The organism is Salaquimonas pukyongi (genome assembly GCF_001953055.1).
GTDB lineage: Bacteria > Pseudomonadota > Alphaproteobacteria > Rhizobiales > Rhizobiaceae > Salaquimonas > Salaquimonas pukyongi.
Genome location: NZ_CP019044.1, coordinates 2915570 through 2929795, shown reverse-complemented (window position 1 = coordinate 2929795; position 14226 = coordinate 2915570). Strand labels below are relative to the sequence as shown.

General features: G+C 60.3%; 11 protein-coding genes and 1 pseudogene. 10 read left to right on the top strand and 2 right to left on the bottom strand.

The features are described 5' to 3' along the window. The first annotated feature begins 82 nt into the window (after positions 1-82). On the top strand, positions 83-1357 hold the full coding sequence (locus BVL55_RS14065; RefSeq protein WP_075997433.1) for an NAD(P)/FAD-dependent oxidoreductase: 1275 nt from the start codon (positions 83-85) through the stop codon (positions 1355-1357). 6 nt (positions 1358-1363) lie between these two features. On the opposite strand, the pseudogene BVL55_RS14060 reads toward BVL55_RS14065, so the two are convergent. Beyond that, positions 1364-2346: pseudogene (locus BVL55_RS14060) on the bottom strand (zinc ABC transporter substrate-binding protein). 221 nt (positions 2347-2567) lie between these two features. On the opposite strand from BVL55_RS14060, the gene BVL55_RS14055 reads away from it, so the two are divergent. The 8 genes from BVL55_RS14055 (at position 2568) to BVL55_RS14020 (ending at position 13267) form a co-directional block, all read left to right on the top strand. After that, on the top strand, positions 2568-3443 hold the full coding sequence (locus BVL55_RS14055) for an ATP-binding cassette domain-containing protein (protein WP_075997432.1): 876 nt from the start codon (positions 2568-2570) through the stop codon (positions 3441-3443). Beyond that, a complete protein-coding gene (locus tag BVL55_RS14050; RefSeq protein WP_075997431.1) occupies positions 3436-4275 on the top strand; it encodes a metal ABC transporter permease in 840 nt (279 codons plus the stop codon). The genes BVL55_RS14055 and BVL55_RS14050 overlap by 8 nt, the downstream gene beginning before the upstream one ends. Next, the gene (locus BVL55_RS14045; protein ID WP_075997430.1) at positions 4268-4675 is read left to right on the top strand and encodes a Fur family transcriptional regulator; all 408 of its coding nucleotides are present in this window, start codon (positions 4268-4270) and stop codon (positions 4673-4675) included. Before BVL55_RS14050 ends, BVL55_RS14045 begins: the two co-directional genes overlap by 8 nt. A 128-nt stretch (positions 4676-4803) precedes the next feature. Further along, complete coding sequence (locus tag BVL55_RS14040; RefSeq protein ID WP_075997429.1) at positions 4804-7209, top strand: GcvT family protein; 2406 nt, start codon at positions 4804-4806, stop codon at positions 7207-7209. 71 nt (positions 7210-7280) lie between these two features. Continuing rightward, the gene (locus BVL55_RS14035; protein WP_244530522.1) at positions 7281-8750 is read left to right on the top strand and encodes a trimethylamine methyltransferase family protein; all 1470 of its coding nucleotides are present in this window, start codon (positions 7281-7283) and stop codon (positions 8748-8750) included. 4 nt (positions 8751-8754) lie between these two features. After that, entirely contained in the window at positions 8755-9450 is a 696-nt protein-coding gene (locus BVL55_RS14030; protein WP_075998178.1) for a TetR/AcrR family transcriptional regulator, read from the top strand. Then, entirely contained in the window at positions 9447-10754 is a 1308-nt protein-coding gene (locus BVL55_RS14025; RefSeq protein ID WP_075997427.1) for an NAD(P)/FAD-dependent oxidoreductase, read from the top strand. Before BVL55_RS14030 ends, BVL55_RS14025 begins: the two co-directional genes overlap by 4 nt. An 89-nt stretch (positions 10755-10843) precedes the next feature. After that, entirely contained in the window at positions 10844-13267 is a 2424-nt protein-coding gene (locus BVL55_RS14020) for a heavy metal translocating P-type ATPase (RefSeq protein WP_244530521.1), read from the top strand. 42 nt (positions 13268-13309) lie between these two features. Here the strand turns inward: BVL55_RS14020 and BVL55_RS14015 are convergent, their stop codons facing one another. Beyond that, a complete protein-coding gene (locus BVL55_RS14015; protein WP_075997426.1) occupies positions 13310-13651 on the bottom strand; it encodes an ArsR/SmtB family transcription factor in 342 nt (113 codons plus the stop codon). A gap of 147 nt (positions 13652-13798) precedes the next feature. On the opposite strand from BVL55_RS14015, the gene BVL55_RS14010 reads away from it, so the two are divergent. Next, positions 13799-14224, top strand: a complete 426-nt coding sequence (locus BVL55_RS14010) for a YeeE/YedE family protein (RefSeq protein WP_075997425.1) — start codon at positions 13799-13801, stop codon at positions 14222-14224. The last annotated feature ends 2 nt before the right edge of the window (positions 14225-14226 follow it).

Below are 14226 nucleotides of genomic sequence, written 5' to 3'. Positions count from 1 at the left end.
TTGTGGAGTGCGGAATGGTTCATGCCGGTTTCGTTGGTAGTCGCCGCCTCTGGTTTACCGATTCCCGCTGCCGGGCGAAGCGATGACAAAAACAGACAGCAATCTTTGGCAATCGTCTTGCGAGGAAGTCGTTTCCGCGCTGCCCCTTGATGGCGATCTCAAGGTTGATCTGGCGATTGTCGGGGGCGGCTTTACCGGCTGTTCTGCGGCGCTCGAAGCGGCCAGCAGCGGTGCCAAAGCCTGTCTCATGGAAGCGCACGAGATCGGTCACGGCGGATCGGGCCGCAATGTCGGCCTTGTCAATGCGGGGCTGTGGCTGCCGCCGGAATCGATTGCGGAAATCCTGGGTGCTGCTGAGGGGAGCCGGCTGACCGGGCATCTGGCAAACGCGCCGAAGCGTGTTTTCGATCTCATCAGGCGACATGGCATTGCCTGCGAAGCGGTCAACAAGGGTACGCTGCATTGTGCCCATTCCGAAGTGGGATTTGAGGATATCGCGGACCGCTTTCGCCAGCAGGCGGCACTAGGAGCGCCGGTAAAACTGCTGGATGCGGCGGAGACGCAACAGCGCACCGGATCACCGGTTTTCCACGGCGCGCTGTTCGATGGGCGGGCGGGCACCATCAATCCGCTGTCCTATTGCCGAGGGCTGGCACGGGCGGCAGAGGCTGCCGGAGCGCGGCTTTGCGCGAATACACCGGCAATCGGCATCTCGCGGACCGGCGATGGCTGGAAAGTTGCAACGCCGGGCGGGGCGGTTACGGCCCGTGCCCTTTTGCTGGCGACCAATGCCTATCATGAGCCCGTGGAAGGGATTTCCACACCCCAAACCGTTCCGGTTCACTATTTCCAGGTTGCTACCGTCCCGCTCAAGGGCGGGCACTCTGACTGTATTTTGCCTGGCGGTGAAGGCTGCTGGGATACGGCGCTGGTCATGTCGTCCTTCAGGCGGGATGCTGCCGGAAGGCTGGCTTTGGGCGCCGTTGGCAATCTCGGGGGGGTTGGCGGCTCTGTCCATCGGGGATGGGCACAGCGGATGATCCGGTGGCTGTTTCCTGCCCTGGGCGATGTCGGCATTGAACATGCCTGGTGCGGACGCATTGCCATGACCGGCGATCACCTGCCGAAAATTCTTGCAATCGGGCCCAATGCCTATGCCTGTTTTGGTTATTCAGGACGCGGTATCGGGCCGGGCACCACATTCGGCACGCTCACAGCACAGGCCTTGTTGAAGGACGATCCGTCACTGCTGCCGCTCTCGCCGGGAGAGCATCATGGCGAATCGTTTTCAGGCCTTCGCTCTGCTTATATCGAAACCGGCGCGGTGCTGACCCACGCCGTAAAGGTACGTGGGTGAGGCGGCCTATCCGGTATTGGCAAGGCAGTCGCGCAGGGAAGCGGCCATGTTTTCGATCAGGGTGAAGTAGAGGCCGGGGCCTGCCTCAAGCTCCGCCCGAGCGGATCGAGGGTTCCGGTGCCGGCGCCGGTTTCCCCGGTGAGCGTCGTCACCAGTTTCGGCTCGAACTGCGGTTCGGAGAAGACACAGGCAGCGCCCAGTTCGCCAATCTTCGCACGGATCTCCCCGATGCGTTCGGCGCCGGGTGTGCGTTCCGGCGAAACGGTAATCGATCCGGCGGCGGGGATGCGGAAGCGGTTTTCAAAGTAATGATAAGCGTCGTGGAAGACGATGAAGGGCTTGTCCCTGACAGGAGTAAGGCGATCGGAAATCTCTGCGGTCAGGGCATCAAGCCTTGCAGCGACAGCCTTGGCGTTTTCGGCGTAAAGCTGTTTGTTTTCAGGGTCGGCTTCACTCAAGGCTGCCTCGATTGCGCCGACCATCGCCTTGGCGTTGTGGGGGTCAAGCCAGATATGGGGGTCGGTTTCGTCGTGGGCGTGTTCCTCTTCCCCATGCTCTTCATGGTCATGTTCTTCCTCGGCGTGCTCCCCATGACCGTGTTCATCCCCGTCATGTTTCTCGAAGGTGCCACCCTCCCGAAAATCCAGCCTGGTCAACCCATCCGCATCAATTAGTTCAACCGACTTTGCGCTGGCGGCAATCGTTTCGACGGGTTTTTCCAGAAAGGTCTCCAGCTCATGGCCGATCCAGAACACGATGTCCGCCTTCTCCAGCACGGCAGCCTGGGATGGTTTCAGGGAATAGTGGTGAGGCGAACCGGCCGGCAGCAGCAATTCCGGCGTGCCGGCGCCCTCCATGACAGCGGCGACGAGCGAATGAACCGGTTTGATTGATGCAACAGCGCGCAGTTCTGCCGACACGGTGAGGGCAGAGGATGCGAGAATTGCGGAGGTGAGCAGGGCGGTCTTCAGTTTTGCGGTCGGGTTCATGGGGGCTCCTTTTTCGGTCATATGCAGCCGGTAACACCTCAGGCCGGATCATTATCTTGTAATAATATTACATCGTTGCGTAACGATATAACGTATGGGATAAGTTGGCGCAAGACGGAATTATTGCCATAGGCAGGCTTTTCGGGGTTGCGCCGTCGCAAGGCGGCGCTGGTCCGGGCAGGTTTGCCGATGGACGGCTATCTACAAGGATATGCGGAGACGTGAAGGCAGCGGGCAATCATCAACTGGTGACACTTGAGAACGCCGGTATTTTTCGGGGTGGACGCTGGCTGGTGCGCGGCGTCGACTTGTCGGTTGGCCGGGGCGAGATCGTCACGCTGATCGGGCCCAATGGCTCGGGCAAGTCGACGACGGCGAAGATGGCGCTGGGTATCCTGAAACCTGATGAGGGAAAGGCGCAGCGGCAGCCAGGCTTGCGGGTTGGCTATGTGCCCCAGAAAATCGCCATCGACTGGGCCTTGCCGCTGACCGTTGGGCGGTTCATGCATCTGACGGGAAGGCCGGACCAGAGCGAAGTTGAAGACGCGTTGAAGGCGGCAGGCGTTGATCACCTTGAAACCGCCGAACTGCGCAATCTTTCCGGCGGGGAATTCCAGCGGGTGTTGCTTGCCCGGGTTCTGGCCGCCAGGCCGGCGCTCATGGTGCTGGACGAACCGGTGCAGGGAGTGGATTTTGCCGGCGAGGTGGCGCTTTATGACCTCATCAAGCGCATCCGCGACGAGCTTGGATGCGGCATCCTGATGATTTCCCATGACCTTCATGTCGTAATGGCGGCAACCGACCGGGTGATCTGCCTCAATGGCCATGTGTGCTGTTCCGGCACGCCAACGGCCGTTGCCGAAAGCCAGGCCTATCGCAGTCTGTTCGGCGCACGGGCGGGCGCCATCCTTGCCGTTTACGAGCACAGTCACGACCATACCCATCTGCCCGATGGCAGGGTGCGCCATGCCGACGGCACGATCACCGATCACTGCCATCCCGGCGATGGGCATCATCATGACCATGTGGGACATGATCAGGCAGGGCCGGACCAAGTGAGTGAAGCGGACGGGAAGGAGCGGGACGGGCATGCTTGACGACTTTTTCATCCGGGCGCTGGTGGCAGGCAGCGGGGTTGCGCTGATCGCCGGTCCTTTGGGCTGCTTTATCGTCTGGCGGCGGTTGGCCTATTACGGCGACACCCTTTCACATGCTGCATTGCTTGGCGTGGTGCTGGCGCTGTTGCTGGAAATCAACGTTGTGCTGGCCGTGTTTGCCATGTCGGCGGTTGTGTCGCTTGCCCTTTTGGCGCTGCAGCGCCGTTCCGCGCTGCCCTCCGACGCACTGCTCGGCCTGCTTTCCCATTCCGCTCTTGCTTTGGGCCTGGTGGCGCTCGCCTTCATGGTCCATGTGCGCATCGATCTGCTGGGCCTGTTGTTCGGTGATATTCTGGCGGTGTCCAGAAAGGATATCGCCATTATCTGGGCTGGCGGTGCGGTCGTGCTGGCCGTGCTTGCAGCGATCTGGCGGCCGCTGTTTGCAGCAACCGTCAACCGGGAACTGGCGGAGGCCGAGGGAATGAATCCGGCCCGCAGCGAGATCATCTTCATGCTGCTGATGGCAGGGGTTATCGCCTTGTCGATGAAGATCGTTGGCGTGCTGCTGATTACCGCCATGCTGATCATTCCGCCTGCGGTGGCGCGGCGGTTTGCCGGCGGTCCCGAGCAGATGGCGCTGATGGCCGCTGGCTTTGGCGTTGTCGCCGTGGTGGCGGGGCTTTATGCTTCCCTTGGGTGGGACACACCAGCCGGGCCGAGCATTATTGTGGCTGCGGCATTGCTGTTTGTTATCAGCCTTTTGCCACTGGCCGGACTTGCCGGCAGTCCATCTGGCGATCCAGGCAGGCGGGGAGATAATCAGGATGGCTGAACCACAAAGCCAAGACGGGCTCACCCGCAACCAGAACCTGGTTTTGATGGCATTGACGGAAGCCCGCTCGCCGCTGAGTGCCTACACCATACTGGACCGCCTCAGAGGCGATGGATTTCGTGCGCCGCTGCAGGTCTACCGGGCGCTCGACAAGCTGATTGAAATCGGCATTGTCCACCGGCTTGAAAGCATGAATTCCTTTGTGGCCTGCAGCCACGCGCAGTGTGAAAGCCATGGGCAAACAGCGTTCACCATCTGTCAGAACTGCGGCGAGGTAACCGAACTTGCCGATGATGAGCTGGACAGCCATCTGAAAGCAATGGCCGCCAGATCGGGATTTGACGTTCGTCATTCGACCATCGAACTGCGCGGATTTTGCCGCGATTGCGCCACAGGCTAAGGCATCCCAAACTCCAGTCTTTGATCTGGCGCAAGACGGACCGCGATCCCTGCCGCCGGGTAATGTACATTTCTGTCTAGACAGCGCCTGCAGTTTTCACTAGCGTTTGCGGTGAGGAGGAGACTGTCATGAAATCCCAGTACAGGGTTGTCGTCATCGGCGGCGGCGTGGTCGGCGCATCGGTGCTCTATCATCTGGCCAAATACGGCTGGAGCGATGTGGTCATGCTGGAACGGCGGCGGCTTGCATCGGGTTCGTCCTGGCATGCTGCGGGCGGCATTCATGCGCTCAATGCCGATCCCAACATGGCTGCGCTTCAGGCCTATACGATCGACCTTCTCAGCGAGATCGAAGAGGAATCGGGTCAGAACATCGGACTGCACATGACGGGCGGCCTTACCCTTGCCGGAACACCGGAACGCTGGGAATGGCTGCAGGCCAACTATCGCATATTCCAGTCCATCGGTATCGACGATTGCGAGCTGTTGACGCCGGAGGAAGCGCAGAAACGCTGTCCGATCATGTCAACCGATGGCGTGATCGGGGCCATGTGGGCCGACCGGGAAGGCTATATCGATACAACCGGTACGGTGCAGGCCTATGCCAGCGCCGCGAAAAAGCGCGGCGCGGAATATCATGAAGGCATCAAGGTCGAATCCCTGGAACAGACCGCCGATGGCTGGAAAGTTGTGACCGACAAGGGCGTGATTGACTGTGAGCACGTGGTCAATGCCGGCGGATTGTGGGCAAAACAGGTGGGCCGCATGGCTGGCATCGAACTGCCTGTCTCGCCGCTGAAGCACCATTACCTCATTACCGACTCGATCCCCGAGGTTGCTGCGGCGGACTTCGAGATGCCGATGACGGTCGATCTGGAGGGCTTCACCTATATGCGGCAGGACCAGAAGGGTGTGTTGGTCGGCATTTATGAAATCGATCACGAGCACTGGGCGATGGACGGTGCGCCATGGGACTATGGCGAAGAGCTGTTCCAGGAGCAGCTCGACCGGATTGAAAACGAACTTACCCTCGGCTTCGAGCGCTATCCGGCCATTCAGGATGTGGGCATCAAGACCTGGGTCAATGGTGCTTTCACCTTCTCGCCCGACGGTAATCCCCTTGTCGGGCCGGTTCCGGGCAAGCCCGGCTACTGGTGTGCCTGCGCGGTCATGGCCGGCTTCCTGCAGGGTGGCGGTGTCGGAAAGACGCTGGCTGAATGGATGATCCATGGTGAGCCGGAGGCCGATGCCTGGCCAATGGACGTGGCACGCTACGGCAAGTTTGCCGAGAACAAACGCTATATCCGCGAGACGACCGGCCAGTTCTACAGCCGCCGCTTCGTCATGACCTATCCCAATGAGCAATTGCCGGCGGGACGGCCGCTGAAGATGGCCCCTGCCCATGACGCGATGACGCAAGCAGGATGCAAATGGGGCGTCAGCTGGGACCTGGAAGTGCCGCTCTATTTTGCGCCGAAGGGATTTGAGGAAACACCGACCCTCAAGCGCTCGAACGCTTTCCCGATCGTCGCGGAGGAATGCAAGGCGATACGCGCGGGGGCAGGGTTGCTCGATATTACCGGTTTTTCCCGCTACGAGGTGACAGGGCCCAATGCCGAAGCGTGGCTCGACAGGATGATGGCTTCCAAACTGCCCGGGCCGCGCCGCGCCAAACTGGCGCCAATGCTGGGTGAAACCGGACGCCTCAAGGGTGATCTGACAGTGCTCAACTGGGGCAATGGCACCTGGTGGATCATGGGCTCCTACTATCTTCGCGCCTGGCACATGCGCTGGTTCCTCGATCACCTCGACGATGGTGTTGAGGTTCGCGATCTTGGCGAGGAAATCTGTGGTTTCGGTGTGGTCGGCCCGAAATCCCGCGCCGTTGTGGAGAAACTTGCCGAACAGGATATTTCGCACCTCACGTTCATGGGCTGTGGCGAGTTCGATATCGGGCTGGTGCGTGCCCATGTGGCGCGCATGTCGGTCACCGGTGAAATGGGCTACGAGATCAACTGCCGTTATGGCGATCACATCACGCTGCGCAGGATGCTTCTGGAGGCGGGGGCAAGCGAGGACATCCGCGAATGCGGTTTCAATGCCATGCTGTCGACACGGCTGGAAAAGAGCTTTGGTATCTGGTCGGCTGAGTTCCGGCAGGAATATACCCCCGCCATGACCGGCATGGACCGCTGGATAGACTGGGAAAAAGGCGATTTCATCGGCCGAAAGGCGGCGCTGGCCGAACGCGACGGGAACGGCCCGGCAAAACTTCTTGCAACGCTGGAAGTGGATGCGGACGACGCCGATGCCAGCGGATATGAACCGGTCTGGGCGGACGGCAAGCTGGCTGGTTTTGTTACCTCCGGCGGGTACGGCCACACAATCGGAAAATCACTCGCCATGGCGCTGATCGACCGCGAGCATGCAAAGGAAGGCACCGAACTGTCCGTGCATGTGGTGGGCGTCGCGCGCGCTGCCAGGGTGATCGGGCCATCACCTTACGACCCGCAGGGTAAAGCGATGCGCGGCTGAAGATGGAAGAAGGCCGGCAAAGACGAGGCCGACGGCGCCAGCAGGGTGCAGCAAAACACGCACAGCGGGTCGTGGACTATCACAATCTGCGCAACCCGTTTCCGCCAATGCCGGTGTTCAGCGATGATCGCGTTAGTGCCATTCATGAGGCGGCTCTGGATGTGCTCGAAAAGCTCGGCATCAAGGTGCTGGAGGATGAGGCCCGCACGCTTCTGCGCAAGGCAGGAGCCGTGGTCAACGAAACCGACCAGATGGTGCGGATCGGGCGTGAGATGGTGGAGGCCTGCCTTGAAACGGCGCCGCGATCATTTCTGGCAAAGGCAGGCGTTCGGGAAAAGGACATCCTGATCGAGCCGGGGCGGATTATCTTCCAGCCTGGCGCCGGGGCGCCCAACGCCACGGACCTTGTGCGTGGGCGCCGGCCGGGAAGCCTGCGGGACTTCCGCGAACTGGTGCGGTTGACCGATCATTTCGATGTCTTTCAGATGGTGCCCACGCTGGTCGAAGCGCAGGACGTGCCGACCCATCTGCGCCACTACGAGATGGTCAAGGCGCAGATCGAATTGTCGCGGAAGGTGCCGTTCTTTTATTCACGTGGCAGAAAGCAGGCCGAACAGTCGTTCGAGCTGCTTAAGCTGGGCCGGGGAATCAGCGACGAAGATTTTGCCGCCAATCCTCATTGTTATACCGTCATCAACACCAACTCGCCGCGGCAGATCGATATCCCGATGGCCCGGGGGTTGATCGACTTTGCCCGCGCCGGACAAATGTCGATTGTCACGCCGTTTACCCTGATGGGAGCAATGGCGCCGATCACCGTGGCTGGCGCTTTGACACTGTCCCATGCGGAGGCACTGGCCGCCATTGCCCTGACCCAGCTTGCCGCGCCCGGCGCGCCTGTGTGCTACGGGACCTTTACCTCGAATGTCGACATGAAATCGGGCGCGCCCGCGTTCGGAACGCCGGAACACTTCAAGGCCAGCCTTGCTGCCGGGCAGCTTGCACGGCTGACCGGTCTGCCCTGGCGGAGCGCGGCAGGCAGCGCCGCCAATCTGAATGACGTTCAGGCCGCCAACGAAAACCAGTTCGGGCTGTGGGGGTGCATGCTGGCCGGTGCCACCATAACGCTCCACTCTGCCGGCTGGATTGAGGGCGGTTTGTCGGTTTCCTATGAGAAACTGATTTGCGATGTGGAAGTGCTGCAGATGATCGCCGAACTGTGCCACGAGGCAGCGGCAGGTGAAGCGGAAATCGCATTCGATGCCATCAGCGAGGTAATGCCCGGAGGACATTTCTTTTCCGCCGGCAACACCATGGAGCGCTATCGCACTGAATTTTATTCGCCAATTCTGCATAACTATGCAAATTTCGGGACCTGGGAGGAACAGGGAGGCGTGGATGCCAGTCATCGCGCAGCACGAATGTGGCAGGAGATGATCGACCAGCCTGCGCCGGGCCATTGCAGCGCGGAGCAGGTGGAAGCGGTAAACCGGTACGTGTCAGAGCGCAGTGCAGAAGGCGGCGCTCCGCCGGAAAGTTGATGCGATGACCAAACCGAACGTCACCCCATTGCTGCACCGCAACGATCCCCAGCGCGCACCGCTCGCCGGTAATGTGAAAGTTACGCGCGAGGACTGGCTGAACGTGGCGCTGGACGTGCTGATTTCCGATGGTGTCGATCAGGTGAAGGTGCTCAACATCGCCGAGAGAATGAGCGTTTCGCGGTCGAGCTTCTACTGGTATTTCAAGAGCCGGCAGGACCTGCTTGATGCGCTGCTGGCCCATTGGGAAGAGACCAATACAGCGATTTTGATACGCCATACCGAGGCGCCGACGAAAACCATTTCCGAGGCGGTGCTGTATTTCTTCCGCTGCTTCATCGATCCTGGACTGTTCAACACGCGTCTTGATTTCGCGGTGCGCGACTGGGCGCGGCGTTCGGGCAAGGTGCGGCGCATTCTTGACCGTTCCGACGCAGCCAGAACAGCGGCTATCGAGGAGATGTTTGCCCGCCATGGCTATGACAGGGAGGAAGCACACATCCGCGCGCGCATCCTGTATTACATGCAGATCGGCTACAACATTGCCGACCTCAACGAGACGCTGGAAGAACGCACCGCGCTGGCCGCGCCCTATGTTATCGGGTTCACCGGACAGCGGGCGACGGAAGAGGAAATCCGGGAGCACACCGAATATTCCAGACAACTTCGATCAAAAACCCATACCGGGAGTAAGACATGAGCAGCACACCCGACGTCATCATCATCGGCACCGGCGTCATCGGCACCGCCACAGCCTTTGAGCTTGCCAAGAACGGCTTGAAGACGCTTTCCCTCGACCGCAACCGGCAAGTTGGCCACGGTTCAACGGCAGGTTCATGTGCCATTATCCGCATGCATTATTCGACCTTCGACGGCACAGCCTTTGCATGGGAAGGTTATCATTACTGGCGTGACTGGGCCGACTATCTGGGGCTGGGCAAAGATGCCGATCTGGCGACGTTTCGCGAGACAGGCTGTGTGGTGATGAAGACAGAGGCCAACGGCCATCTGGAAAAGCACATGGAAAACAGCCGCAAGCTCAATTGCCCGTTCGAGGACTGGAGCGCGGAACAGGTTACCGAGCGTCTGCCGATATTCTCGCTGGAAAGCTATACCCCGCCGCGGGCGATGAGCGACCCCGATTTCGGCAAGCCGAATGGCGGGTATCTGCGCGGCGGTGTTTTCTGGCCCAATGCTGGCTATGTCACCGACCCGGCCCTGTCGAGCCAGAACCTGGCCGACGCAGCCCGGCAGCATGGTGCGGAGTTCCGCCTTGGCGTAACGGTCACCGAAATTCTGCAGGAAGGCGGCAAGGTCAAGGGCGTCAAACTGGATACCGGCGAGGAAATCCACGCGCCTGTGGTGATCAACGTTGCTGGCCCTGGTTCCTCGATTGTCAATCGCATGGCAGGCGTCACCGGTGACATGACCATCGAAACCCGGCCGCTGCGCCAGGAAGTCGTGCATGTTCCCTCGCCCGAAGGCTTTGATTTCGAAACCGACGGGATGATCGTCTCTGACAGCGATATCGCCTGCTACAGCCGGCCCGAGCACGGCAACAACATTCTGGTGGGCTCAGAAGATCCTGAATGCGATCCCCATTACTGGGTCGATAGCGATACCGATTATGACCGCAATTTCACCGATCAGTGGACGACCCAGGCAATGCGCTATGCCCAGCGGGTGCCGACGCTCGGCATTCCGTCGAAAACCCGTGGCGTTGTCGATCTGTACGATGCCTCGACCGACTGGATCCCGATCTACGACAAGTCGTCGCTGCAGGGCTTCTACATGGCCTGCGGCACGAGCGGCAACCAGTACAAAAACGCCCCGATTGCCGGCAAGCTGATGGCGGCACTGGTCGATTATTGTGAAAACGGCAACGACCACGATGCCGATCCGATGAAGTTCACCATGCCTTATCTGGATCTTGAAATTGATGCCGGGTTTTATTCCCGCAAGCGGCCGATCAACCAGGAATCGAGCTTCTCGGTACTGGGATAGCCTGCTGTGCAGTTGACAAGCTATTGACCTTCCAGTGACTGGAAGCACTATCTGCTGGCGAACACGCCGGCAGAAACGGGAATCGCATGATGGAACATTCGCATGGCAACCACGCCACGAAGGAAATGGTGGCAGACAGCTGCTGCAGCGGGCACGCCAATGGCGCGGAAGCGGCGCCCGGACCGGCAGAAATCCTGAAATCGGCAACGGTTGCGGTAGATGGCACGGTCAAGGATATCGTCTGCGGCATGACGGTGCCACTTGGCAAGGGCAAGCCCTCGCTGACCTACAAGGGCAAGGAATTTCACTTCTGCAACCCGAAGTGTCACGACCGGTTTGAAGCCGATCCCTATTTTTATCTTTCCGGCAACAAGGCGAAGAAAAAGACAGTTGTCGCCAAGGACACGAAATACACCTGTCCGATGGACCCTGAAATTGTTCAGGACGGCCCCGGGACCTGCCCGATCTGCGGCATGGCGCTGGAACCGATGGACGGGGTCGCCGAGGGTCCCAATCACGAACTGATCGATTTTACCCGCAGGCTTTGGGTAAGCGGGCTGGCAGCGATCCCGCTGCTTGTCCTGACCATGGGGCCGATGGTTGGTCTGCCGGCGCGCCAATGGATAGGCGAAACCTTCTCGGTCTGGCTTGAGTTTGCACTGGCAACGCCGGTGGTGTTGTGGGCAGCAAAGCCCTTCTTTCACCGCGGCTGGACGTCCATCAAGACGTGGAACCTCAACATGTGGACGCTCATCATGCTGGGTGTCGGCGCAGCCTATGCCTATTCGGTGGTCGCCACCTTCTTTCCCGGACTGTTTCCCGATTCCCTGAAGATGGCTGGCGGGCATGTGCCGGTTTACTTCGAGGCGGCAGTGGTCATCATCGCGCTGGTTTTCGTCGGTCAGGTGCTGGAGTTGCGGGCGCGAGAGCGAACAGGAGATGCGATCAGGGCCCTGCTCGATCTTGCCCCGAAAACGGCACGGCGTATCACACCCGAAGGCGAGGAATATGATGCGCCGCTTGAAAACATCATTGCAGGGGACCTGCTGCGGGTGCGGCCCGGAGAAGCCATCCCTGTTGACGGCGTAATCGCCGAGGGCGCTTCTTCCGTCGATGAAAGCATGCTGACGGGCGAACCGTTGCCGATTGAAAAAAACACTGGCGATCCGGTGACCGGCGGCACGCTGAACAAGAACGGCACGCTGGCGATCGAGGCCCGGCAGGTGGGCGATGAAACCATGCTGGCGCAGATTGTTGCCATGGTTGCGGGTGCCCAGCGCTCGCGTGCACCGATCCAGGGGCTTGCCGACCGGGTGGCGGCATGGTTCGTGCCGACGGTGGTCGCGGTGGCGGTGACCGCCTTTTTTGCCTGGCTTGTTTTCGGCCCGCAGCCTGCCTTTGTCTTTGCCGTGGTTTCCGCCGTCTCCGTGCTGATTATCGCCTGTCCCTGTGCGCTGGGCCTTGCAACGCCCATGTCGATCATGACGGCGACGGGACGCGGTGCGCAGGCGGGCGTTCTGGTCAAGGAGGCCGGCGCGCTGGAAGCCGTTGCCCGCATCGATACGCTGGTGGTCGACAAGACCGGCACACTGACGGAAGGAAGGCCGGTGCTGACCGACGTCGTCACCTTTGGCAGGACATCGGAGACGGCGCTGCTGGCGGCTGCCGGCGCGCTTGAAAAGGGCTCTGAACATCCGCTGGCCGAGGCAATCGTTTCCGGCGTTGCTGAGCGGGGCGTCAAAATCTCCCCGGCTGGCGCGTTTGAAGCGGTCACCGGCATGGGCGTTCGCGGCACGGTTTCCGGCAAGAAGGTGGCACTTGGCAATGCAAGAATGATGGCTGCCGAGGAGGTTGACCTTTCCAGCGGCAAGGAAAAAGCCGAACGGCTCCACCATGAGGGCAAAACGGCCATGTTTGTGGCCATCAACGGCCGTCTGGCCGGCATTCTAGCCGTGGCAGATCCGGTGAAGGAGAATGCAGGGGAAGCGATCGCAGCACTGCATGAAAAGGGTGTGCGCATCATCATGGCAACCGGCGATAATGAAACGACGGCGAAAGCCGTGGCGGAAAGGCTCGGCATCGACGACGTGCGGGCCGGCGTGCTTCCGGAAGACAAGAAAGCACTGATCGATGAGTTGCGCGCTGCCGGCCGCAAGGTTGCGATGGCCGGTGACGGGATCAACGATGCGCCGGCACTTGCTGCTGCTGATGTGGGCATCGCCATGGGCACCGGTACCGATGTTGCGCTTGAAAGTGCCGGCATCACCCTGCTCAAGGGCGATCTTTCGGCAATCGTGAGGGCGCGCAGGCTTGCCGAGGCAACCCTTTCCAACATCAAGCAGAATCTCTTCTTTGCTTTCGCCTACAACACGGTTGGCGTGCCGATTGCTGCCGGCGTGCTCTATCCGCTGACCGGCATGCTGCTTTCACCGATGATCGCTGCAGCGGCGATGAGCCTGTCTTCGGTTTCGGTGATTGCCAATGCGCTGCGCCTGCGCGGGCTGAAGCTGTAGGGTGCTTCCGGCAGTCTCGTTTCAGTCGAAACGTGGAATGCTCTAACCCTTCGCTTCTGCCTTCACGTCTACCTCAGCCGGCGCATCCACGGCGCAGTAGATTGCGTGCAGCGTGTCGAGGACGGCTTTCACCTCGATGCCCTTCAGGGAATAGTAGATCGTCTGGGCGCTGCGGCGTGTTTCCACCAGACCGGATTCCCGCAATTTGCGCAGATGATGCGACATCGCCGGCTGCGACAGCCCGGCTGCATCGGCAAGTTCCAGCACGCTGCGCTCCCCCTCCTGCAGCAGGCAGAGGATTTTAAGCCGAGCAGGCTGCGACAACATCTCCATCAACTGGGCTGCTTCGCTGATTTTGGGTTCGAGTTCTTCCAGGGCAGACATTTAATAAAACCTCTTGAATATAAGAGATTATTTACATACACTATTCACCGGAGCATTGCAAACAGGCCGCAAAATGGCCTTTCGGGGCGGGTGTCCGCCCGGTCTGACCAGAGGGTTTTGACCCCAACCAGAGGGAAAGAGATTGTCATGATCACCGAGTTTACTCCCTATTCTTCGCTGCTGGGGGGCGTTCTGATCGGCGTGGCGGCCACGCTGCTGATGGCTTTTCACGGCCGTGTTGCCGGCATGACGGGTATTCTGCAGGGCGTATTGCCGCCGCTTTCTGCCGATTGGCAATGGCGGGCCGTATTTCTGGCAGGCGCCATCGCTGCCCCCTTTGTCTTCGTCAATCTGGGCGGGACAGTCGATTTCGCCGTGCCGGTGGCAACCCTGCCGTTGATCGCCGGTGGCTTTGTGGTCGGCATTGGCGTTTATTTCGGTTCAGGCTGTACCAGCGGCCACGGGGTCTGCGGCATGGCCCGGCTGTCACCGCGCTCGATTGTTGCAACGCTTGTCTTCATGGCGGCGGCTTTCGTCACCGTTTATGTCACCCGTCATGTAATGGGAGGCTGACC